Consider the following 22,897-nt stretch of genomic DNA (forward strand, 5'->3'; position numbering starts at 1 on the left):
CCGCGTCGCCAATCCGGTCCGCCAGTCCCGGCAGCGGGACCCTAATGGTGATCATGGATGGCGCGATCGTCAGGTGAGGGCGTCCCTTCCACCGACCCGCACTCGTCCGGCGGGCGGATCAGGTCGACCAGTCGGGGTCGGGTCCAGTGCCCGGTCACCCCGGGCCGGTCGGCCAGGTAGTCGACCGTCTGGGCCGGCGTCCAGCCGTGCGCCTCCCGCAGCCCGGCGGCGATCATCCGCAGGTAGACCGGGGCGGGCGGGGTCCACGCCACGTCGGCGGCCCGCCACGGCGCGGTGAAGGTGAGCATCGGCAGGCCGTCGTGGGTGCCGACCCGCAGCAGGGTCTCGTAGCGCCCCGGGCCGAGGGTGGCCCGGCCGTCGGCGACCGCCGTGTCGAGCGCGGGCAGGTCGTCGCCGGGGGGCCGGTACATCTCCTGGGCGGCGAGGTCGGCGAACTGCGCCCGGGTGAGCAGGTAGCCGCGGGCCGCCGCGACGCCGGGCAGCGCCGGGTCGTAGAAGGCCATCCCGCCCGTCCAGGCCCGGGACTCGCCGGCGAAGTAGATGCCGCCGGGGATCAGCGCCGGCAGCGTCCGGCGCGGCGGTCGGCAGTCCCGGCAGCCGGGGTACGAGCGCAGCCCGCCGGGTGGGCGGCCACCGGAGAGGTACCAGCCAAGCCGGGCCGCGTGCAGGTTCGACCCGTAGGCGACGTACCAGAGCAGTTCCATCCCGCCCCCTCTCGCGCCACGCTATCGCCCCACAGGCCCTGTCCACACCCTGTGGATGAAACATGTGTACGAACAAACTGATCTTGGCGGGTCCGACCACTCACCGCTGAGTACGCTTGATCGCAGCCCCGGTACCCGCCGGGCCCTTTCCCACCTGGAAGAACGTGGATCACGAGCGAGTCGTCCGGGACGTCACGGTCCGCCTGTCGATGGCGTCGACCGCCGCCGAGGCCTGCCGGTGGACGGTGACCACGCTCGCCCGGTACGCCCCCGCCACGATCTCCGTCCTGCTCCAGGTGCACGACCGGCTGCGCTGCATCGCCGCCACCGGGGCCTGGCAGGTCTTCTCCGCCGTCCCGCCGAAGTCGGGCATCGTCGGCCGGGTGTACGCCTCCGGCGTGGGGGCCACCGTCGGTGACGTCACCGCCGACCCGGACTACCTACCGCTGCGCCCCGACGTCACGGCCGAGATCTGCGTACCGGTACGGGACCCGCAGGGCCGGCCGATCGGCGTGCTCGACCTCCAGTGGAGCGGGCCGGTGGACCTCACCCCGTGGCGGGAGACCGCCGACCGGCTCGCCGAGCGGCTCGGTGCCCGGATCGCGGCGCTGGGCGGGCCGCCCGCCGAGAGCCGCAGCGAGAAACTGCTCCGGCACGCCACCGCGATGACCGCCGCCCCCACCGACTGGGACCTGCTGACCGCCGCGCTCACCGCCGCCCGGGAGGTCTCCACCCTCTCCACCGCCGTGCTGGTGCTCGCCGGCCGGCACGGTCCCCACGTCGGCGCACCGACCACCGTCCCCACCGAGTGGGAGGCGCGGGTCCGGTCCGCGCTGGCCGACGCCTCGACCTCGCAGCTCGACCGGATCGTCGCGCGGGCCCACCGGTACGGCGCGGCCTACACCCTGGGCGAGTCGGGCTGCCCGCCCACCGAGGAACACCTCGCGCTGGCCCGTGCCGGGGTACGCACCCTGGTGTCGGTGCCGGTCGGCCCACCGGACGACGGCGGGGTGCTGCTGGTCGCCGACGAGCGGCTGCTGCGCCCCGACCCGACCACCGTCAACCTGATGGAACTGCTCGCCGGGCAGGCGTGGGCCGCCCTGGAGCGGCTGCGCACCCTGGCGCAACTGCGGGAACAGGCAAGCCTCGACCCGCTGACCGGGCTACGGCACACCGGCACGTTCGGGCGGCGGATCGCGGCGGCCACCCCCGGGCGTACCGCGCTGCTCGCCATCGACGTGGACGGCTTCAAGAGCGTCAACGACACGTACGGCCACCAGGCCGGGGACCGGCTGCTGGTGGGGCTGGCCCGTGCCCTGGAGGCGGCGCTGCGGCACGGCGACGAGTTGTACCGCACCGGCGGCGACGAGTTCGTCGCGGTGATCGAGGTGGCCCACGCCGACGAGGCGGTCCGCATCGCCGAGCGGCTGACCGAGGCCGCCCGGCGCACCGGCCGCACGATCAGTGTGGGCGTGGCCCTACCGTTCCCCGGCGAACCGGCCGACCGTACCCTGCACCGCGCCGACCAGGCCCTCTACGCGGCCAAGCACCGAGGCCGAAACCGGGTCCACCTCTCCGCCCCCTGACCCCCACCACCGCCCCGCCGCAGACAGCGTCGATCATGGACTCGTGGTGGGCTTTTTGCCCTGGCTCACGCCTTTTGTGAGCACCACAACTCCTTGATCGACACGGGGTGGGGTGGGGGGTGGGGGTTAGGGGCGGGTACGGGGCTTGAGGACGAGTTCTGCGATCTGGGCGGTGTTGAGGGCGGCCCCCTTGCGCAGGTTGTCGCCGGTGACGAAGAGGTCGAGGGCGCGCGGGTCGTCGACGGCCCGGCGGATGCGGCCGACCCACGACGGGTCGGTGCCGACCGCGTCGATGGGCATCGGGAACTCCCCGGCGGCCGGGTCGTCGACCAGGATCACGCCGGGGGCGTTGCGCAGCGCCTCCCGGGCCCCCTCGGCGTCGACCTCGGTGGCGAAGACGGCGTGCACCGCGACCGAGTGGCCGGTCACCACAGGCACCCGGACGCAGGTGGCGGAGACCTTCAGGTCGGGCAGGCCGAGGATCCTGCGGGACTCGTTGCGGACCGTCAGCTCCTCGGACGACCAGCCCTGCTCGGCCGGCGATCCGGCCCACGGCACCACGTTCAGGGCCAGCGGCGCGGGGAACGGGCCCAATTCGTCGCCGACCGCCTGCCGGACGTCGCCGGGCCGGGAGCCGAGCACCCGGTCCCCGGCGATCTTGCCGAGTTGCAGGTGCAGGGCGTCCACCCCGGCCTGCCCGGCACCCGACACCGCCTGGTACGACGCGAGCACCAGTTCCCGCAGGCCGTACTCGCGGTGCAGCGGGGCGATCGCCACGATCATGGTCAGCGTGGTGCAGCTGGCGTTGGCGATGATCCCCCGGGGCCGGTGGTGCACCTGCTCGGGGTTGATCTCGGGCACCACCAGCGGAACGTCGCGGTCCATCCGGAACACGGCCGAGTTGTCGACGACGACCGCACCCCGCTCGACGGCGATCGGCGCCCAGTGCGCCGACACCTCGTCGGGCACGTCGAAGACCGCCACGTCGACCCCGGCGAACGCCTCGGGGGTGAGCGCGCCCACGGTCAGCTCCTCGCCCCGGCAGCGCACCCGCCGCCCGACCGAGCGGGCCGAGGCGAGCAGCCTGATCTCGCCCCAGACGTTGCGCCGGGAGGAGAGCAGGTCACACAGCACGGTGCCGACAGCCCCCGTCGCCCCGACCACGGCCAGGGTGGGCTGCGGTCCCATCGGGGCTACCGCCCGGTTCCCGCGTACACCACGGCTTCGGAGTCGCCGCCCAACTCGAACTGGTCGTGGATGGCGCGTACCGCCCGGTCGAGGTCGGTGTCCCGGCAGACCACGGAGACCCGGATCTCGGAGGTGGAGATCATCTCGATGTTGACGCCGGCCGCGCCGAGGGCGGCGAAGAAACCGGCCGCGACGCCCGGGTGCGAGCGCATGCCGGCACCGATCAGCGACACCTTGCCGACGTGGTCGTCGTAGAGCAGGCCCTTGAACTTGACCGGCTCCTGGATCTTGCTGAGTGCGGCCATCGCGGTGGGCCCGTCGGCCTTGGGCAGGGTGAACGAGATGTCGGTGCGCCCGGTGCCCTCGGTGGAGACGTTCTGCACGATCATGTCGATGTTGATCTCGGCACCGGCCACGGTGTCGAAGATGCTGGCGGCGGCGCCCGGCTCGTCGGGCACCCCCACGATCGTGATCTTCGCCTCGCTGCGGTCGTGGGCAACCCCGGTGATCAGTGCCTGTTCCACGGGAAGGTCCTCCATCGATCCGGTGACCATGGTGCCGGTGTTGGTCGAGTATGACGAACGGACGTGGATCGGCAACCCCGCCCGGCGCGCGTACTCCACGCTACGCAGGTGCAGCACCTTGGCGCCGCAGGCGGCCAGCTCCAGCATCTCCTCGTAGGTGATGTGCTGGATGTGCCGGGCGTTGGGCACGATCCGGGGATCGGCGGTGAAGATGCCGTCCACGTCGGTGTAGATCTCGCAGACGTCGGCGTGCAACGCGGCGGCGAGCGCCACGGCGGTGGTGTCCGATCCACCCCGGCCGAGCGTGGTGACGTCCTTGGTGTCCTGCGAGACGCCCTGGAAGCCGGCCACGATCACCACCGCGCCCTCGTCGAGCGCGCCCTTGAGCCGCCCCGGGGTGACGTCGATGATCCGCGCCCGGCCGTGCGCCGAGGTGGTGATCACGCCGGCCTGCGAGCCGGTGAACGAGCGCGCCTCGTACCCCAGGTTGTGGATGGCCATGGCCAGCAGCGCCATCGAGATCCGCTCCCCGGCGGTGAGCAGCATGTCCAGCTCACGGCCCGGCGGCAGGGGGCTGACCTGGTTGGCCAGGTCGAGCAGCTCGTCGGTGGTGTCGCCCATCGCGGAGACCACCACCACCACGTCGTCGCCGGCCTTGCGGGCGGCGACGATGCGCTCGGCCACCCGCTTGATCCGCTCGGCGTTGGCGACGGAGGACCCGCCGTACTTCTGCACCACGAGTGCCACGACGGCGCACTCCCTCCCAGCGACGACCCTGAGCGTGCCGACGCCGCCGGCTGAAGTCCGGCGGCGCGTGTCAGACCACCCCAGGGTATCGGGCGGTACGCGAGTGCGGGTCGGGTGATCCCACCATCCGGCGCTGGCCACCGCCGCGCAGGGCGGTTCGCACGGGGACGCGACGCGACACGCCCGGCCCGTCACCGGCCCGCGCGGGGTCGTCCGGGGCGGTCGCCAGGCGCAGAATGACCCGGTGCATGCCCGCCCCCGCCCGATCCCGCCGTCCCCGGAGCCCGCGACCCGACCGGCGCCTCCGGACCGTCGGATGCCGCCGGCCCAGCTGGCCGGTCCGGCCCGACCGCAACCGCTGCTCCGATCGGGGTCGCCGGGCCGCCGGGGGATGCCGGTCCGGTCGGTGCTGCCGGTGCTGCCGGTGCTGGTGCTGCTGGCCGGTTGCGCCTCCGACGGGCCGGACGCCCCGCCGACCGGGTCGCCGTCCGATCCGACGCCCGCCGCGGTCGACAGCGCCCGCGACGAGCTGGCCGCGCTGGCCGCCGCCGCCCGGGACCGGCACCTGACCGCCCGGTACACCCTGACCGGCACCGGCGGCCCGACCCGCGAGATCACCGTGACCAGCGCGAACGACGGCAGCTGGCGGGTGGACGTGCCGGGGGGCGCTCTCGGCGGGACGGCGGACGTCGCGCTCACCGCCACCCGGGACGGGCTGTTCCAGTGCGGCCTGCCGTCGGCCGGCCGGCCGGAGCCGGCGAGCTGCGTACGACTGGGCGACCGGGACGACACGGTGCCGCACCGGCTGGACCCCCGGGTGCAGCACCCGTTCACCGACTGGCTGGAGGTGCTCACCGACCGGCGTACCGCGCTGTCGGTCTCCACCGCGACCACGCCGGCCGGGGTCCCGGGGGCCTGCTACGCGGTGGAGAGCACCGCCGCCTCGCTGAACCCGCCGTTGGACGTGGGCATCTACTGCTACCAGCCGGACGGGACGCCCACCTTCGTCCGGGCGGCGCTGGGCACGTTGACCCTGGCCGGCCCACCCGGCCCGGCGCCGGACACGGTGCCGCTGGCGGGGCCGGTGGTGCCCGGTGAGCCGCTCGGGCGGGAGCCGGGATCGTCGGCGGCGGAGCCGAGCCCCGAAACGTCCTGACCCGTTCGGGCGTTACGGGTGGCCTTGACCACATTTGCCATAGCGGGGTAATCCGCCAAAAGCCCCATACGGGATTCTCTTCGCATGGCTCACCTCACCCCGTTGCTCGCCTTCCGTTGGAGCCCCTGGGCGTTCCACCCGACCGCCGAACTGGCGGGCGACGAGGCGGCATCCCTGCTGGAGGCGGCCCGCTGGGCGCCGTCGGCCGGCAACGCCCAGCCGTGGCGGTTCGCCCTCGGCCGCCGCGACGACGAGACCTGGAAACGCATCCTGGTCAGCCTCGCCGAGGCCGACCAGCGCTGGGCTCGGCACGCCGCCGCGCTGGTGGTTGGCGCGCACGTCGCGGGCGACCCGGAGCGGTGCGCGTACGACCTGGGCCAGTCGATCGCCCACCTCAGCGTCCAGGCCACCGCCCTCGGTCTGCACGTGCGCCAGATCCGCGACTTCGACCGGGCCGCGCTCGCCGCCGACCTGGACCTGGCCACCGGGGTACGCCCCCTGGTGGTGACCGCCGTGGGCCCACTCGGCGACCCGTCCGCCCTGCCCGGAGACCTGCTGCGCCGGGAGACCGCGCTACGCCGCCGGCACCCGGTCCACGCCCTGCTGCTCGGCTGACCCCCCGCCCTGGACGGTGACGGCGGGACCCCGGTCGGAGGTCCGGCGACGGCGGCCGGCGGGTGCGATTTCGATCTCAGAGTCCGGACCCACCTTTGCACCCCCCGGCTCATCACGTAGGGTCACTCTGTCATGTGGCGGGCGTACCTTCTCCTTGGTCGCCGCGACGGGGCCTGACCGGCCGGCACCCCGTCGCGGAGTCGAACCGCGCCGTCCAGCAGATCCGAACTCCATCTCGGCACCCGTCCGGGCATCGCCGCCCGGCACCCGCCGACACCTTCGCAATGCTGACGCCACCTGACCCACGGGAGCACTCCGTCATGGCTCAACCTGTCACCACCGACGCCGAGGCCGATCAGATCGCCCGGCAACGTCCCAGCCGGATGCCGTACCAGCGCTACCAGCCGTACCACCAGCAGTTCCGGATCGACCTGCCGGACCGCACCTGGCCGACCCGGCACGTCGAGGCCGCCCCCCGCTGGTGTGCGGTCGACCTGCGCGACGGCAACCAGGCCCTGATCGACCCGATGTCACCGGAGCGCAAGCGGCGGATGTTCCAGCTGCTGGTGCAGATGGGCTACAAGGAGATCGAGGTCGGCTTCCCGTCGGCCAGCCAGACCGACTACGACTTCGTCAGGCAGCTCATCGAGCAGGACCTGATCCCCGAAGACGTCACCATCCAGGTGCTCACCCAGTGCCGGGAGCACCTGATCGAGCGGACCTTCGAGTCGCTGCGCGGCGCGCACCGGGCCATCGTGCACTTCTACAACTCCACCTCCACGCTCCAGCGTCGGGTGGTCTTCGGCCTGGACCGCGACGGCATCACCGACATCGCCACCCAGGGTGCGCGGCTCTGCCGCAAGTACGCCGAGATCCACACCCCGGACACCGACATCTACTACGAGTACTCGCCCGAGTCGTACACCGGCACGGAGCTGGAGTACGCGGTGGAGGTGTGCGGCAAGGTCATCGAGGTGATCGACCCCACCCCGGACCGCAAGCTGATCATCAACCTGCCGGCCACCGTCGAGATGGCCACCCCCAACGTGTACGCCGACTCGATCGAGTGGATGCACCGGCACCTGCCCCGCCGGGACAGCCTGGTGCTCAGCCTGCACCCGCACAACGACCGGGGCACCGGGGTCGCCGCCGCCGAGCTGGGCCTGCTGGCCGGCGCGGACCGGATCGAGGGCTGCCTGTTCGGCAACGGCGAGCGCACCGGCAACGTCGACCTGGTGACGCTGGGGCTGAACCTGTTCTCGCAGGGCATCGACCCGATGATCGACTTCTCCAACATCGACGAGGTCAAGCGGGCCGTCGAGTACTGCAACCAGCTGCCCGTGCACGAGCGGCACCCGTACGCCGGCGACCTGGTCTACACCGCCTTCTCCGGCTCCCACCAGGACGCCATCAAGAAGGGCTTCGACGCGCTGACCCGCGACGCCGAGGCGGCCGGGATGCCGATCGACGAGTTCACCTGGGCGGTGCCCTACCTGCCGATCGACCCGAAGGACCTGGGCCGCACCTACGAGGCGGTCATCCGGGTCAACTCGCAGTCCGGCAAGGGCGGCGTCGCGTACATCATGAAGACCGAGCACCAGCTGGACCTGCCGCGCCGGCTCCAGATCGAGTTCTCGGGCGTCGTGCAGCAGGTCACCGACCACGACGGTGGCGAGGTCGAGCCGGGCACCATGTGGCAGATCTTCGCCCGCAACTACCTGCTCGACCACCAGGTCGACCCGGCCGTCAACCTGACCGGCTACACGATCGGCACCGTCGACGGCAAGGTCGAGATCGAGGCCCAGGTGGTCGTCGACGGCGCGGCACGGACCCTGACCGCCGTCGGCAACGGCCCCATCGACGCGTACGTCAACGCGCTCCAGTCGGTGGGGGTGGCCGTACGCGTGCTGGACTACCACGAGCACGCCCTCTCCTCGGGTGGCGACGCCCAGGCCGCCGCCTACGTGGAGTGCGACATCAACGGCCAGACCGTGTGGGGCGTCGGCACCGACCCCAACATCGTCACCGCCTCCATCAAGGCCGTCACCAGCGCCGCCAACCGCACCCGGTCCTGATCCGCCGTCCGGGGCTGGTGGTCGTCGCCTGGCGATCCCGGAGCACGACCACCGGCCCCGGGCCGGCTCGCCCGTCCAGGGCGGCACGGCCGGCCGCACCCACCCCGCGCCACCGGCCGGCCACCCGCCACGCTCGGCCCGCTACCCGCCCCTGGTCGACGGCGCGGCCCGACCCGCCGCGCGGTCCGCAGACGCCGGGCGGTGCACCAGCAGGGCGGCCAGCAGCGCGCCGCCGAGCAGGAGGCCGGCGCACCAGGTCATCGCACCCCGGAACGCGTCGGTCAGGGCGGCGGTCTGCTCGTAGCCGGTGTCGGAGAGGCCCACCAGCAGCGGCAGCGCGGCCACCGCGAGCAGGCCGCCGGTACGCGACGCGGCGTTGTTGAAGCCGCTGGCCACCCCGGCGAACCGGTCCGCGACGGCGGCCAGCACCGACGCGGTCAACGGCGCCACCACCAGGGTCAGCCCGATCCCGAACAGCAGCACCCCGGGCAGCACGTCGAACCAGTACGACGCCCCCGGCCCGACCCGGCGCAGCAGCAGCAGGCCGGCGGCGGCGGCGACCGGGCCGACGGTCAGCAGCGGCCGGGGGCCGATCCGCGCCGACAGCGCCCCGGCCCGTGCCGAGCCGAGCAGCAACAGCACGGTCATCGGCACGGTGGCCAGGCCGGTCCGCAGCGCCGACCAGCCGACGGCGTTCTGGAGGTAGACGGAGAGGAAGAAGGTGAACCCGCTCAGCGCGGCGTAGACCAGCACGGTGAACACGTTCAGCACCGAGAAGAGCCGGCTGCCGAACAGCGTGGTGGGCAGCATCGCCCCCTCACCCCGGTGCCGTTCGAGCAGCACGAAGCAGACCGCGGCGAGGACGCCGGCACCGGCGGCGGCCAGCACCGACCACGAGCCGGCCCCGCGTACCGGGGCGTCGATCAGGGCGTAGGTGAGCCCGCCCAGCGCCAGTGCGCCGAGCAGCGCCCCCGCGATGTCGAACCGTCGGCCGGCGCTGCGGGAGGCGTTCTCGTCCCGGCTCTCCGGGACCCAGCGCGCCGCCGCCAGCAGCACCCCGGCCGCGAGCGGCAGGTTGATGAAGAAGATCCACCGCCAGGAGAGCGCGTCGATCAGCCATCCGCCGACGAACGGGCCGAGCGCGGTGGACACCCCGGACAGCCCGGACCAGGTGCCGATGGCACGGCCCCGGTCGTCCGGGTGGAAGCTCGCCTGGAGCACCGACAGCGAACCGGGGGTGAGCAGCGCGCCGCCCGCGCCCTGGAGGAACCGGGCGGCGATCAGCTGGTTGGTGTCCTGGGCGAGGCCGCACAGGGCGGAGGCGACCGCGAACCAGACCACCCCGATGAGGAAGATCCGCCGCCTGCCGAACCGGTCCCCCAGCGACCCACCGAGCAGGACGAACGCGGCCAGCATCAGCGCGTACCCGTTGACCGTCCATTGCAGACCGGCGACGGTCGCGTCGAGGTCGGCGCCCAGCCGGGGAAGTGCCACGTTGACCACGGTGCTGTCCAGGAACACCATGCCCGAGGCGAGGATCGCGGCGAGCAGCGTCCCCCGCCCGGCCGTGGTACGGATACGGAGCGCGTGAGCGGGTGCCGTCATGGGTACCAATCTGCACGCCCTCGACCGGAGACGCCACGAAACGCGGAAACCGTGCCTTGGGTACTGTGCGGGATCGCCGTAAGCCCGCAAGCTGGAGAGGTGTCGTCTGTGCGTACCAGATCAGGAGGCCGCGCGGCGGTGGCGGCGGCCCTTGCCGCGCTGCTCGCCCTCGGCGCGGGTGGTTGTGACGTCTCGGTGGAGGAGCCGGAGGCGCCACCCGGCAGCTCCGGCAACGTCGGTGAGCAGCTCTCGGAGCTGACCGTCGCCGAGGCCGGCTCGATGAAGGGATACAGCCGCAACCGGTTCCCGCACTGGCGGGACACCGGCAAGAACTGCGACGTGCGGGACAGCGTGCTCCAGCGCGACGGCAAGGACATCCGCCTCTCCGGCTGCAACGTGGTCGGCGGGCGGTGGGAGAGCGTCTACGACGGGCGGACCTTCACCGATCCCTCCGACGTGGACATCGACCACATGGTGCCGCTGGCCAACGCGTGGCGGTCCGGTGCCGACGAGTGGGACGACGCCAAGCGCGGCGACTTCGCCAACGACCTGACCCGACCGCAGCTCTTCGCGGTCTCCGCCAGCTCCAACCGGTCCAAGGGTGACCAGGACCCGTCGCAGTGGAAACCGCCGAACCGCGCCTACTGGTGCACATACGCGGAACACTGGGTAGAGGTCAAGCACCACTGGAAGTTGACGGTGACCAGCGCCGAGAAGGCCGCCATCACCGACATGTTGGGGGGCTGCACATGGGCGAGCAAGCGCTGACACCGGCCGGTGCCGACGCCGGGACCACCGGGACACCGGCGACGGCAGCCGACGGAGCGCCGGAGGGTACGGCGGCGGCCACCGCCGGGATGACCGCCGACGGGCAGCCCGCCGCCCCGGCCGGGGTGCCGGGTGCGGGGATGACCGCCGACGCGGGCGGCACCGGCGGGCCCCGCGAGCTGACCGCCGACCTGGTCGCCGGCCCCGGCGGGGTGATGACCGACGAGGTCGGCGTGGTGACAGGCGAGCTGACCCTGAAGTCCCGGTACGCCGACGGCCAGGTCACCCTCGCCGTGCAGTACAAGGACGCCGACGAGTGGTACGCGGTGACCGGCGGGACGGCCAAGCTCGCCGACCCGGCCGATCTCGACGCCGTGCACACCGTCGCGCTCGCCCTGCTGCACCGTCCCGAGGGCTGACCCGCCCGCCGCCGCCCCCACGGACAGGGCCCCTTCCCGTTCACCGGGAGGGGGCCCTGTCCGTCTGCTCACGGGGTGGGGATCAGCTCACCGGGGTCGCCCGGCGTCCCGCCCTCGTCCGGCCGGACCAGTTCGGGTTCCACCTCGTGCGGGCGCAGCTGCCCGGCGGCGATGTCCTCGGCGAAGTGGCAGGCGACCCGGTGGCCGCCGACGACCTCGCGCAGCGCCGGCCGCTCGTCGGCGCAGCGGGTCGGCTGTGCCCACGGGCACCGGGTGTGGAACCGGCAGCCGGCCGGCGGGTTGGTGGGCGACGGCAGGTCGCCGGCGAGCAGGATGCGCTCCCGCCGGTCCTCGACCAGCGGGTCCGGCACCGGCACCGCCGACATCAACGCCTTCGTGTACGGGTGCATCGGCTCCCGGTAGAGGTCGTCGCTGGACGCCTCCTCGACCAGGCCGCCGAGGTACATCACCCCGACGGTGTCGGCGATGTGCCGGACCACCGCCAGGTCGTGCGCGATGATCAGGTACGTCAGCCCGCGCTCGTTCTGGAGGTCCTCCAGCAGGTTGAGCACCTGGGCCTGGATCGACACGTCGAGGGCGGAGACCGGCTCGTCGGCGACGATCAGGTCCGGGTCGAGCACCAGCGCGCGGGCGATGCCGATGCGCTGCCGCTGGCCGCCGGAGAACTCGTGCGGATACCTGCCCAACGCCGAGGCGGGCAGGCCGACCGCCTGCAGGGTCTCCCGCAGCCGCCGGTTCGTCGCCTCCCGGTCGTCGGCCAGCCCGTGCGCCTTGAGCCCCTCCACCAGCAGCGACTCCACCGACTGCCGGGGGTCCAGGCTGGACAACGGGTCCTGGAAGATCATCTGCATCCGGCGACGGGCCTTACGCATCGACTCACCCTTGAGCGCGCGCACGTCCGTGCCGTCGAAGACGATCTCACCGTCGGTCGGTTCGACCAGCCGCAGCAGGCCCCGGCCGAGCGTCGACTTGCCGCACCCCGACTCGCCCACCAGCCCGTACGTCTCACCCGCGTTGATCGACAGGGAGACGCCGTCGACGGCGTAGACGTAGCCGACGGTACGGTCGAAGAGCAGTCCACTCTTGATCGGGAAGTGCACCTTGACGTCGCGCAGTTCGATCAGGGGCCGCGCCCGCTCCGCCGTGTCCCCCGCCCCGGCCTGTCCGGTCGCGGCACCATCCGTGTTTCCGGTCCGTTCGGTCACGGCACCGCCACCTCCTCCGAAACGGGGTTGTTGCACCGCAGGTCGCCGCCGGTGGCGGTGGGCTCCAACGGAGGCGGGCCGTCCAGGCAGGCGTCCACCACGTTGTCGCAGCGGGGAGCGAAGGCGCAGCCCTCGACCCACGGGATGTTGTCGGCCACCGAGCCACGGATCGCGTGCAGCCGCTCGCCCCGCACCGAGTCGAGCCGGGGCACCGAGTTGAGCAACCCGTGCGTGTACGGGTGCCGGGGCCTGGCGAACAGCTCGTGCCGGGCGGCCCGCTCCACCACCTTGCCGCCGTAGAGCACGTTGACGGTGTCGCAGAGCCCCGCCACCACCCCGAGATCGTGGGTAATCATGATCAGCGCGGTGCCGGTCTCGTCGACCAACTGCTTGAGCAGGGTGAGGATCTGCGCCTGGATGGTGACGTCCAGCGCGGTGGTCGGCTCGTCCGCGATCAGCAACCGGGGCTTGCAGGCCAGCGCGATGGCGATCAGGGCGCGCTGGCGCATGCCGCCGGAGATCTGGTGCGGGAACTCCGTCAACCGGCGGTCCGGGTCGGGGATGCCGACCGCGTCGAGCAGTTCCCGCGCCTCCCGCAGGGCCTTGCGGCGGTCCATCCCCCGGTGCCGCTCCAGCACCTCGGCGACCTGCACCCCGATCGGGATGACCGGGTTCAGCGACGACAGCGGGTCCTGGAAGATCATGCCGATGTCCCGGCCCCGGCGGTCCCGCAGGTCGTCCGGGCGGAGCCTGAGCAGGTCGGTGCCCTCGAACAGCACCTCGCCGGTGACCCGGTTGCCCCGCTTCGGCAGCAGACCCATGACCGCCAGGCTGGTCACGCTCTTGCCGCAGCCGGACTCGCCGACCAGGCCGACCGTCTGCCCCGGCTCCACGGTGAAGCTGACCTGGTCGACCGCCGTGAACGGCCGCTCGCCCCGGCGCTGGAACACCACGCTCAGATCGCGTACGTCGAGCAGGCTCATCGGGTCACATCCTCACTGTGCTGGTCGTTCGCTCCCGGCTGCGGTCGCCGGTCCGCCCGGCTCCCGCCCGGCCCGGTGCCGGTCGCGCCGGCCGGCCGCACCGCCGTCACCGCCGGTTCTTCGGGTCGATCGCCTCGCGCATCGCCTCACCGAGCAGGGTGAAGCCGAGCGCGACCACGATGATCGCGAGCGCCGGATAGTAGGCCAGCTCGGGGCGGACCTCGAAGTAGCGCTGGCCGTCGACGCCGAGCATCAGCCCCCACTCGGCCCGGTTGATGTCCGGGTCGCCGAGGCCGAGGAAGGACAGTGCCGCCGCGTCCAGGATGGCCACCGCGAAGGTCAGGGTGGCCTGCACGATCACCGCGGTCAGCGAGTTGGGCAGCATGTGCCGCAGGACGATGTTGCGTTCCTTGACGCCCAACGCCCGCGCGGCGAGGACGTGGTCGCTCTCCCGCTGGGCCAGCATCGAGCCGCGCAGCAGCCGGGCGAAGATCGGCACGCTGACGATCGCCACCGCGAAGATCACCGTCCACTGGCTCGACCGGCTGGCCATCGCGACCAGGGTGATCGCCAGCAGCAGGCTGGGCAGCGCCAGCATCACGTCGGTGAGGCGCATCAGCACCACGTCGACCCAGCCGCCGAAGGCCCCGGCGACCGCGCCGAGCAGCACGCCCAGGGTGAGCCCGATCAGGGTGGCCAGCACGCCCACGAAGAGGGTCTGCCGGCTGCCGTGGATCATGCGGGAGAGAAAGTCCCGGCCGAGCGGGTCCGAGCCGAACGGGTGCCCGGCGGTGGCGCCGGGGATGCTGTCCACGGTCAGGTCTCGGGTCAGCTCGTCGAAGCGTTGCACGGGGTCGTGCGGGGCGATCAACGGGGCGAAGATCGCCACCAGCACGAACAGCCCGACGATGACGGCGCCGACGATGGCCACCGGGTTACGGCGCAGCCGGCGCAGCGCGTCCCGGTAGAGGCTGACCCCGCCCGGGTCGGCCGTGGCCCGCGCCAACTCGTCGAGCCGCGCCCGCTTGCGGTCGCCGAGCCGACCGATGCTGCGCTCCCGCCGCTGCGCCGGGGTCTCGCCGGCCTGCCCGGCGGGGCTGTCCTCGGCCGGGTTCCCGGCGGGGCTGTCCTCGGCCGGGTTCCCGGCGGGCTGGTCGGTGGGGCTGTCGCCGGTACGGGGCCTGCCCACGCCGGGGTGGGTGGTCGGGTCGGTCATCGCACACGCACCCTCGGGTCGATGAAGGCGTAGGAGAGGTCAACCAGCAGGTTGACCAGCACGAAGACCAGCGCGGCGAGCAGGATGATCGCCTGGAGCACCGGGTAGTCCCGGCCGCCGCTGATCGAGTCGGTGATCAGGGTGCCGAGCCCGCCCCAGTTGTAGACCTTCTCGGTGAGCACCGCGCCGGAGAGCAGCGCGCCCGTCTGCAGGCCGATGGTGGTGACCACCGGCAGCAGGGCGTTGCGCAGGATGTGCCGGCCCCGGATGGTGCGGTGCCGCAGACCCTTGGCCTCGGCGGTCCGTACGTAGTCCTCGTTGAGCACGTCGAGCACGCTGGCCCGGGTGATCCGGACGATCACCGCCAGCGGGATCGTGGCCAACGTGATCGCCGGCAGGATCAGGTGCCAGAGCGCGTCGGCGCTGGCGTCGAACTCCCGGGTGAGCAGGCCGTCCAGGACGTAGAACCCGGTCACCGAGGTGTTGTCCATCCCGGTGCTGATCCGCCCGGACGGCGGGAACCAGTGGATGTCCTGGGTGAGCACGTCCTTGAGCAGGTAGCCCAGGAAGAAGATGGGGATCGAGATGCCGAGCAGGGTGCCGGCGATCGTCAGGTTGTCGAGGAGTCGGCCCCGGTAGCGGGCGGCGAGATAGCCCAGCGGCACTCCCAGCCCCACCGCGATGATCATGGCGGCGATGGCCAGCTCGATGGTGGCCGGGAAGGCGCGGGCGATGACGTCGGTGACCGGGTCACCGGAACGGATCGAGTTGCCCAGGTCCCCGGTGAGGACCCGCTGCATGAACTTGCCGTACTGCACGAGGATCGGCTGGTCGTAGCCGAGCGCCTTGATCAGCAGCGCCCGTCGTTCCGGGGTGGCCCGCTCGCCGAGCAGCGCCTCGACCGGGCCGCCGGGCAGGTTCCGCAACCAGACGAAGATCAGCGCGGACAGCGCTATCAGCGTCACCACCAGCTGGAGCAGGCGGCGGACTATGACTCGCAACATCTCTCACACACCAGACTCTCGATGTTGGCGGCATCGGCCCGGGCCGGCACTTGCTCCCGACCCGGGCCGATGTACGCCTACGGCGTCAGCCGACGGACGTCACTTGCTGACGCTGACCGTGTTGAACCGCTCGTCGGTCAGCGGGCTGGCGACCAGCCCCTGCACGTCCTTGGTGACGACGATGGCCGGCGGGGCGTGCCAGACCGGCACGGCCGGCAGCCACTTGGCGGCGATGTCGCGGTTGACCTGCTCCCAGGCCGCCTTCTTGCCCGCCTCGTCGACGGTGCCGTCGGCCTTGGCGATCGCGTCGAACATCTCGGTCATGGCCTGGTCGCCGAACTCGGCCTTGCCCCGACCGAAGAAGGTGCCGACGAAGTTGCCCGGGTCGTTGTAGTCACCGGTCCAGCCGAGGATGTGCAGGTCCTGCTTGCCGAACTGCTGCACGTCGTCCTTGAAGCCACCGTTCCACGGACGCGGCGTGCCGTTGACCTTGATGCCGACGGCCTGGAGGTCGTTGGCCAGGACGGTGAAGATCTCCTGCGGGTTCGGCATGTACGGCCGGGAGACGTCCGGCGGGTAGTAGAAGTTGAGGGTCAGCCCCTCGGCGCCGGCCTCCTTGAGCAGCTGCTTGGCCTTGTCCGGGTTGTACTCGTACTTCTGCACGTCCGGGGCGTAGCCGAGCACGGTGTCCGGCATGAACTCGTCGGCGACCTTGGTGCCACCCGGGCCCTTGGTCTGGACGAGCTGCTGACGATTGAGGGCGTAGGCGATCGCCTGGCGTACCCGCAGGTCCTTCAGCTTGGGGTTCTTCTGGTTGATGCCCAGGTAGAGGATGTTGAACGCCGGTCGGTCGAGGACCTGGAAGCCCTCACCGGACAGCGCCTTGCGGTCGGCCGGAGCCGGGAAGTCGATGCCCTGGACGGTGCCGGCCCGCAGCTCCTGCTTACGGGTGTTCTCGTCCTTGATCACCTTGATGATGACCTTGTCGACCTTGGCCTTCGCGCCCCAGTAGTCGGGGTTGCGGTTCAGGGTGATCTCGTTCTTGGCCTTGTCCCAGCCACCGAAGGTGAACGGGCCGGTGCCGACCGGGGTGGTGGTCGCGAACGAGCTGTACTCGAAGGAGTCGCCGTTCTGCTTGACCGTGTCGGCGTCACCCTTCTTGAGGGCCTCCGGGCTGGCGATCGAGAGCGCGGTCAGCGCGAACGCGCCCGGGAACGCGCCCTTGTACTTGTTGAGGGTGACGACGGCGGTGCCGTCGTCCTTGGCCTCACACTTGTTGTAGAGCGCCTCGCCGGCACCCTCGGCCTCGTTCTTGGCGAACCCGCCGAAGACGTCCTGGTAGTAGATCATCTGCGACTGGGCGGCGGCGCCCTTCATGTTGTACCAGCGGTCGAAGTTGAAGCAGACCGCGGCGGCGTTGAAGGGGGTGCCGTCGTGGAACTTCACGCCCTGGCGCAGCTTGAAGGTCCAGACCTTGCCCTCGGGGTCGTGCTCCCAGCTCTCGGCGAGGCCACCCACCAGGTCGGCCGTGCCCGGCTTGTGCTGGACCAGCGTGTCGTACATCTGCCGGACCGGCCGGAACGACTCACCGTCGTCGTTGAAGATCGGGTCGAAGTTCTTCGGGTCACCGGCACCGGCGAAGATGAAGGTGCCGCCCGTCTTGGCCTCGCCACTGTTGTCATCGCCGCGGTCACTCTCCGCACAGCCGGCCGCGCCGACCGCCAGGGCTGCAACGGCCACGAGGCTCACGGCCGTCCTTAGCCTTCTCGCCTGCATCTCTCACCTCTGTCATCCGCCTGAACAACGCCGGTCCATGGCTCGGTCCGTGAGCGGGAGGCTATGACACGACACACCGAAGCGGAACGGCCGTTAGGCAATCGCTACCAAGCCGACACCAAGCACTCCGTCTGACACCGCCGGATCTCCCGACAAACGGGACTGTCACAGCGACACCTCGGGGTTGTGTCCGCAAATCACCCGGTTATCCGAACCTGTCGTCACCATCGTCACCCGCCGTCACGCTCCGGCTCACCGCCCCCCACACGTCCCGGCCAGCGGGCACCGTGCCGAGCGGCGTCCGCGCCGGTGTCCGGTTCCGGGGTACGCCCCGGTTCCGGCTCGCCGGGTCGTACGCTCCGTGGGGTCGACGTCCCGTGACCGGCGGCACCCCCGGGCCGGAATCCCGGCCCCGCCCCCGGCGTTACACCCTCCGTACGACCGCAGCGGCACCCCCGCGGCCCCGGCGGCCCCGGCCGGAATGGCCGGCCCGCGCCCGTCGTTACACCCCCGGGCACAGACGACCGCACCCACCCGGCCCGCCGGCCGGGAATGACCCCGGGACCCCGGTCGTTACACCCGACCCCGGCCCGAGCGGCTACCGCACCACGGCAAGCCCCGACCGGGAACCCCGTCTTTCCGACCTGTCTTATGTGCGCCCCGACGTGGTGCCCACGCCCCGCCACCCCTCCCCCGGGACAGGCAGGGCGTCTACCCCCGAAGGAGCAACCACCATGACCACCATTCTGCGTAAGAGCGTCCTCGGTATCGCCGGCCTCGCCGTCGCCGGAGGCATCGCCGCCGGCCCCCTGCACCTCACCGACACCCCCACCGTCGACACCCGACCCGTCGCCGCCGTGCAGGCCGACAAGCCGGCCGTGGACAAGGACAGGCTGATCCCGCACGGTGTGCAGGGCAAGCAGTCCCGGATCGACCTCGACGACGAGCAGACCAGCAACGTCAAGGCGATCATCGCGGCGACGAAGAAGGCCGGCATGGACGAACGGGCCGCCGTGGTGTCCATCGCCACGAGCCTCCAGGAGTCGAAGCTGGAGAACCTGGGTCACCTGGGTGACCGCAACGACCACGACTCGCAGGGCCTGTTCCAGCAGCGTCCGTCCTCCGGTTGGGGCACGGTGGAACAGATCACCGACCCCGAGTACGCCACCCTGGCGTTCCTCAAGGGCCTCAAGCAGGTCGACGGCTGGCAGGACATGCCCCTGACCAAGGCCGCCCAGACGGTGCAGGTGTCGGCCTACCCCGACCACTACGCACAGTGGGAACAGCAGGCCGCCGACCTCGTCGCCCACCACTGGAACAGCTGACCCGTACGACACGATGGCCGGCACCCCACCCGGGGCGCCGGCCATCGACGCGTGTCCGACCGGCGGGGCCGGTCAGACCGCGCGGCGGCCCTCGAAGGCCCGGCCCAGGGTGATCTCGTCGGCATACTCCAGGTCGCCGCCGACCGGCAGGCCGCTGGCCAGGCGGGTGACCGATATACCCATCGGCTTGACCATCAGCGCCAGGTACGTCGCGGTCGCCTCACCCTCGGTGTTCGGGTCGGTGGCGAGGATCAGCTCGCGGATCGTCCCCCCGCTGAGCCGGCTCATCAGCTCACGGATGCGCAGGTTGTCCGGGCCGATCCCCTCCAGCGGATTGATCGCCCCACCGAGCACGTGGTAGCGGCCCCGGAACTCACCGGTCCGCTCGATCGCCACTACGTCCTTCGGTTCCTCGACCACGCAGATCACCTCGTCGGTGCGGCGCGGATCGCGGCAGATCCGGCACTGTTCCGACTCGGCGACGTTGAAGCAGGTGGTGCAGAACCGGACCAGGTCCTTGACCTTGCGCAGCGCACCGGCGAGCCGGGTGACGTCGGCCGGGTCCGCCGACAGGACGTGGAACGCGATGCGTTGGGCGCTCTTCGGGCCGACGCCCGGCAGCCGTCCCAACTCGTCGATCAGGTCCTGGATGGCACCCTCGTACATCTGCGGGTCAGAATCCGGGCAGGCCGAGGCCGCCCATGCCGCCGGCCACCGGGCCCATCTTCTGGTCGGTCAGCTCCTTGGCCGCCTCGGCGGCGTTGTGCAGGGCCGCAACGACCAGGTCCTCCAGGGTCTCGACGTCCTCCGGGTCGACCGCTTTCGGGTCGATCCTGATGCTCTTGACCTCACCCGAGCCGGACACGGTCGCGGTGACCAGGCCACCGCCGGCGGTGCCGGTCAGCTCGGCCTCGGCCAACTCGGCCTGCGCCTTGGCGATCTGCTGCTGCATCTTCTGCGCCTGCTTCAGCATCTGCTGCATGTTCGGCTGTCCACCTGGGCGCACGGATGGCTCCTTCTCGCACTTGTCTGCTCGGCCGCGCCCAGCCTAGTCGGGCACGACCGGTGGTCTCCGGTCCGGGCGACGGCGGGTCAGCGCGCGTCCACCTCGTCGATCTTCTCGGCCCCGAACGCCTCCCGGAGCAACTGCACCGCCTGCTCCTCGCTCGACTGCCTGGCGGTCCGCTCGTCGATCACCTCGTCCAGCGGTTCGTCACCCGGGTCGAACCCCTCGTAAGCAGGGGCCGCCGCTGGCTGCGAGCGTCCGCCGGCCCGCCCCGGCCCGTCGTAGTCCGGGTCGTACGGTGGCTCACCGGCCCAGTCGGCGTCCGCCGTCCGGCGTGCCGGCTGGGCGGTCCGTGGCCCCTTGGCGGTGCCGGCGGCAGCCGCCGCAGCAGCCGCCCGCGCCGCCGCGATCGCGCTGCTCACCGGGGCCGCACCGGGCACGGTCGCACCGGGCTGCGCCGGGGCCGTCGCCTGCCCCGCCGGCCTGGGTACGGCAGTCGCCGCCCCGCCGGCACGCGCGGTCGCCGCCCCGGCCGCCGGTGCCACCGCCCGTGCTGCCGACGCCCCGGCCGTGCCCGGTCCGGTCTGCGCGGCAGGAGATCCGCCCGCCGACCCGGACTGCGCCGTACCGCCGGCCGTCGTCGCCGTGGCCACCGCACCGCCCGGACGGGCCGCCTCGGGCCAGTCGCCGGGATCGCCCGCGCTGCCGGCCCCGCCGGGGCGGGCAGCCTCCGGCCACCCGTCCTCGCCACCGGGACGGGCCGGCTCGGGCCAGTCGTCGTCGGCCGGACCGGTCCCGCTGCCACCCGGCGCCTGCGGTTCGCCGCCCCGCACCGCGACGGCGGTGGCCCCGCCGGAACCGTCCACCGCACCGGCACCGTTCGCGCGGCCGGAGCCGGCAACACCCGGCACCCCGTGCGGGCCACCGGGGCCGACCCCGCCCGCCGCGCCGTTCGCGCCGGTCCCGCCGTTCACGTCTGGCCCGCCAATCCTGCCGTGCGTGCCGGTCGCGCCGTGCGTGCCGGTCGCGTCAGCGGGCGGGGAAGCGTCGGGCCGGGCCGCCGGGCCGCCGGACGGGCCGGGACCGGCGTCCGGGCCGGCGGACGGACGGACCGGGTGGGGGGTGACGCCACCGTCGGACGGGCCGGGCGGGGAGTCGGCGGGAGGCGCGGACGGGCGGGCCGGACGGGACGGACCACCGAGGGTTGCCCCACCCCGCTCGCCGGCCACCTCGCAGCGGATCTGCCAGCGACCGCCCAACTCCTCGTAGAGCGCGTCGGTGAGCACCCGGGCGTGGTCGGCCATCATCTTGGCCAGCACCACCGACTTCACGGTCACCACCAGCGTGTCCCCGTCGAGGTCCCGGACCACGGCGTCCCGCATCAGGGCGGCGATCCGTTTGTTCGTCCGGTTGACCTTGCCGACCACCTCCGGCCACGCCCGCCGGACGGCCACCGCGTCGAGCGCGCCCACCGGGTCGCTGCCCGGACGGGGCGGCTCGGGCGTCGCCGGATCGGGCAGCACCGCCGACGGCGGCACCGGACGGCGTACGGGAGCAGCGTCGGCGACAGGTGTGCCACCCGACGTCGGCGCGGCGGGTGCCGCCGAAGGCGATCCGGGGCGGGCAGCGGCGGCCCGCGCGGCAGCCACCCCGGTGGGGGTGCCGGGCTCCGCCGGGTTGTCGGCGACGGCCGGGGCGGGCTGGGGGCGTACCTCGGTGGGGGCGGGGGGAGGCGCGGAGCCGGCGGCGGCCGGCGGCAGGTCGACGGCACCCAGGGTGAGCCGGCGCTCCATCCGTTCCAGGCGCTGGAGCAGGCCACCTGTGGAGTCGTCGACGCCGGGGAGCAGCATCCGGGCGCAGATCAGCTCCAGCAGCAGCCGGGGAGCGGTGGTGCCGCGCATGTCGACCAGGCCGTTGTGCACGATGTCGGCGCAGCGGGACAGGGTCGCCGGGCCGAGCCGCTGGGCCTGGGCGGCCATCCGCTCGATCTGGTCGGCCGGACCGTCGATCAGGCCCTTGCCTGCGGCATCCGGGACCTGCTGGAGCACGATCAGGTCGCGTAGCCGTTCCAGCAGGTCGGAGGCGAAACGGCGCGGGTCGTGGCCGGCCTCGGCCACCCGGTCGACGGTCGCGTACGCCGCCGCGCCGTCCCCGGCGGCCAGCGCGTCGCACATCTCGTCGATCAGCGCGGAGTCGGTGACGCCGAGCAGCGCGGCGGCCCGGGGATAGCTGACCCCCTCCGGGCCGGCCCCCGCGATGAGCTGGTCGAGGACGGAGAGGCTGTCCCGGGCGCTGCCGCCACCGGCGCGCACCACCAGCGGGAAGACCGCCGGATCGACGGTCACCCCCTCGGCCTGGGTGAGCTGCTCCAGGTACGGCCGGAGCACCTTCGGCGGGATCAGCCGGAACGGGTAGTGGTGGGTCCGCGACTTGATCGTGCCGAGGACCTTCTCCGGCTCGGTGGTGGCGAAGATGAACTTGACGTATTCCGGGGGCTCCTCGACCAGCTTGAGCAGGGCGTTGAAGCCGGCCGACGAGACCATGTGCGCCTCGTCGATGACGTAGATCTTGAAGCGGCTGCGGGCCGGCGCGAAGAACGCCTTCTCGCGCAGCTCACGGGCGTCGTCGACGCCGCCGTGGCTGGCCGCGTCGATCTCGATGACGTCGATCGAGCCGGAGCCGTCGACGGCCAGCGACCGGCAGGAGTCGCACTGCCCGCACGGCTCCGGGGTGGGGCCCTGCTCGCAGTTGAGCGAGCGGGCCAGGATCCGGGCGCTGGAGGTCTTGCCGCAGCCCCGGGGGCCGGAGAACAGGTAGGCGTGGTTGAGCCGACCGCTGCGCAGCGCCTGCGACAACGGCTCGGTGACGTGCTCCTGGCCGATGACCTCGGCGAAGGTACGCGGCCGGTACTTGCGGTAGAGCGCCAGCGTCACTCGCCCCGCCTCCTCTCGAC

19 protein-coding genes are annotated in these 22,897 nt (G+C 72.6%); 7 read left to right on the forward strand and 12 right to left on the reverse strand.

Features of this window, described 5'->3' with window-relative positions:
- Positions 1-41 precede the first annotated feature (41 nt).
- Positions 42-725, reverse strand: a complete 684-nt coding sequence (locus tag Q2K16_RS18390) for a histone deacetylase (RefSeq protein ID WP_302738810.1) — start codon at positions 723-725, stop codon at positions 42-44.
- Positions 726-934: 209 nt separating this feature from the next.
- Here Q2K16_RS18390 and Q2K16_RS18395 point away from each other — a divergent pair, with 209 nt between their 5' ends.
- Entirely contained in the window at positions 935-2,311 is a 1,377-nt protein-coding gene (locus tag Q2K16_RS18395) for a GGDEF domain-containing protein (RefSeq protein WP_489671923.1), read from the forward strand.
- A 126-nt stretch (positions 2,312-2,437) separates the two neighbouring features.
- Here Q2K16_RS18395 and Q2K16_RS18400 read toward each other — a convergent pair whose 3' ends face one another.
- Together Q2K16_RS18400 and Q2K16_RS18405 are read right to left on the reverse strand one after the other, a co-directional pair.
- Positions 2,438-3,499 carry an aspartate-semialdehyde dehydrogenase gene (locus tag Q2K16_RS18400; RefSeq protein ID WP_302738812.1) on the reverse strand — a complete coding sequence of 354 codons (1,062 nt, stop codon included), beginning with the start codon at positions 3,497-3,499 and terminating at the stop codon, positions 2,438-2,440.
- 5 nt (positions 3,500-3,504) lie between these two features.
- Complete coding sequence (locus Q2K16_RS18405; RefSeq protein WP_088643814.1) at positions 3,505-4,770, reverse strand: aspartate kinase; 1,266 nt, start codon at positions 4,768-4,770, stop codon at positions 3,505-3,507.
- Positions 4,771-5,086: 316 nt separating this feature from the next.
- Between Q2K16_RS18405 and Q2K16_RS18410 the strand changes: the two genes are divergently transcribed.
- From Q2K16_RS18410 to leuA, 3 genes are all read left to right on the forward strand, one after another.
- Positions 5,087-5,926 carry a hypothetical protein gene (locus Q2K16_RS18410; protein ID WP_302738813.1) on the forward strand — a complete coding sequence of 280 codons (840 nt, stop codon included), beginning with the start codon at positions 5,087-5,089 and terminating at the stop codon, positions 5,924-5,926.
- A gap of 84 nt (positions 5,927-6,010) precedes the next feature.
- Entirely contained in the window at positions 6,011-6,541 is a 531-nt protein-coding gene (locus Q2K16_RS18415; protein ID WP_302738814.1) for a nitroreductase family protein, read from the forward strand.
- 320 nt (positions 6,542-6,861) lie between these two features.
- Positions 6,862-8,616, forward strand: coding sequence for a 2-isopropylmalate synthase (gene leuA / locus Q2K16_RS18420; protein WP_302738815.1), 1,755 nt, complete (start codon positions 6,862-6,864; stop codon positions 8,614-8,616).
- 141 nt (positions 8,617-8,757) lie between these two features.
- Here leuA and Q2K16_RS18425 read toward each other — a convergent pair whose 3' ends face one another.
- Entirely contained in the window at positions 8,758-10,221 is a 1,464-nt protein-coding gene (locus Q2K16_RS18425) for an MFS transporter (RefSeq protein ID WP_302738816.1), read from the reverse strand.
- A gap of 108 nt (positions 10,222-10,329) precedes the next feature.
- On the opposite strand from Q2K16_RS18425, the gene Q2K16_RS18430 reads away from it, so the two are divergent.
- Both Q2K16_RS18430 and Q2K16_RS18435 read left to right on the forward strand, forming a co-directional pair.
- A complete protein-coding gene (locus Q2K16_RS18430) occupies positions 10,330-10,989 on the forward strand; it encodes an HNH endonuclease family protein (protein ID WP_088643797.1) in 660 nt (219 codons plus the stop codon).
- A complete protein-coding gene (locus Q2K16_RS18435; RefSeq protein ID WP_302738817.1) occupies positions 10,971-11,408 on the forward strand; it encodes a hypothetical protein in 438 nt (145 codons plus the stop codon). The genes Q2K16_RS18430 and Q2K16_RS18435 overlap by 19 nt, the downstream gene beginning before the upstream one ends.
- 68 nt (positions 11,409-11,476) lie before the next feature.
- Here the strand turns inward: Q2K16_RS18435 and Q2K16_RS18440 are convergent, their stop codons facing one another.
- From Q2K16_RS18440 to Q2K16_RS18460, 5 genes are all read right to left on the reverse strand, one after another.
- Positions 11,477-12,553 carry an ABC transporter ATP-binding protein gene (locus Q2K16_RS18440; RefSeq protein WP_302746529.1) on the reverse strand — a complete coding sequence of 359 codons (1,077 nt, stop codon included), beginning with the start codon at positions 12,551-12,553 and terminating at the stop codon, positions 11,477-11,479.
- Between the two features lie 77 nt (positions 12,554-12,630).
- Complete coding sequence (locus Q2K16_RS18445) at positions 12,631-13,617, reverse strand: ABC transporter ATP-binding protein (RefSeq protein WP_302738818.1); 987 nt, start codon at positions 13,615-13,617, stop codon at positions 12,631-12,633.
- Positions 13,618-13,723: 106 nt separating this feature from the next.
- Positions 13,724-14,833 carry an ABC transporter permease subunit gene (locus Q2K16_RS18450; protein WP_489671780.1) on the reverse strand — a complete coding sequence of 370 codons (1,110 nt, stop codon included), beginning with the start codon at positions 14,831-14,833 and terminating at the stop codon, positions 13,724-13,726.
- On the reverse strand, positions 14,830-15,837 hold the full coding sequence (locus Q2K16_RS18455) for an ABC transporter permease (protein WP_302738819.1): 1,008 nt from the start codon (positions 15,835-15,837) through the stop codon (positions 14,830-14,832). Before Q2K16_RS18455 ends, Q2K16_RS18450 begins: the two co-directional genes overlap by 4 nt.
- Positions 15,838-15,936: 99 nt before the next feature.
- On the reverse strand, positions 15,937-17,613 hold the full coding sequence (locus Q2K16_RS18460) for an ABC transporter substrate-binding protein (protein ID WP_302738820.1): 1,677 nt from the start codon (positions 17,611-17,613) through the stop codon (positions 15,937-15,939).
- 734 nt (positions 17,614-18,347) lie between these two features.
- Between Q2K16_RS18460 and Q2K16_RS18465 the strand changes: the two genes are divergently transcribed.
- Positions 18,348-18,938 carry a hypothetical protein gene (locus tag Q2K16_RS18465; RefSeq protein ID WP_302738821.1) on the forward strand — a complete coding sequence of 197 codons (591 nt, stop codon included), beginning with the start codon at positions 18,348-18,350 and terminating at the stop codon, positions 18,936-18,938.
- 72 nt (positions 18,939-19,010) lie between these two features.
- On the opposite strand, the gene recR is transcribed toward Q2K16_RS18465, so the two are convergent.
- The 3 genes from recR to Q2K16_RS18480 all read right to left on the reverse strand — a co-directional run bounded on the left by recR (position 19,011) and on the right by Q2K16_RS18480 (position 22,877).
- Positions 19,011-19,604: a recombination mediator RecR gene (gene recR, locus Q2K16_RS18470; RefSeq protein ID WP_302738822.1), complete on the reverse strand. Its 594-nt coding sequence runs from the start codon at positions 19,602-19,604 to the stop codon at positions 19,011-19,013.
- A 7-nt stretch (positions 19,605-19,611) separates the two neighbouring features.
- Positions 19,612-19,920, reverse strand: a complete 309-nt coding sequence (locus Q2K16_RS18475; RefSeq protein ID WP_228544755.1) for a YbaB/EbfC family nucleoid-associated protein — start codon at positions 19,918-19,920, stop codon at positions 19,612-19,614.
- 110 nt (positions 19,921-20,030) lie between these two features.
- Positions 20,031-22,877 carry a DNA polymerase III subunit gamma and tau gene (locus tag Q2K16_RS18480; RefSeq protein WP_302738823.1) on the reverse strand — a complete coding sequence of 949 codons (2,847 nt, stop codon included), beginning with the start codon at positions 22,875-22,877 and terminating at the stop codon, positions 20,031-20,033.
- Positions 22,878-22,897 lie beyond the last annotated feature (20 nt).

Source organism: Micromonospora cynarisoli, assembly GCF_030518815.1.
GTDB classification, from domain to species: Bacteria; Actinomycetota; Actinomycetes; order Mycobacteriales; family Micromonosporaceae; genus Micromonospora; species Micromonospora wenchangensis.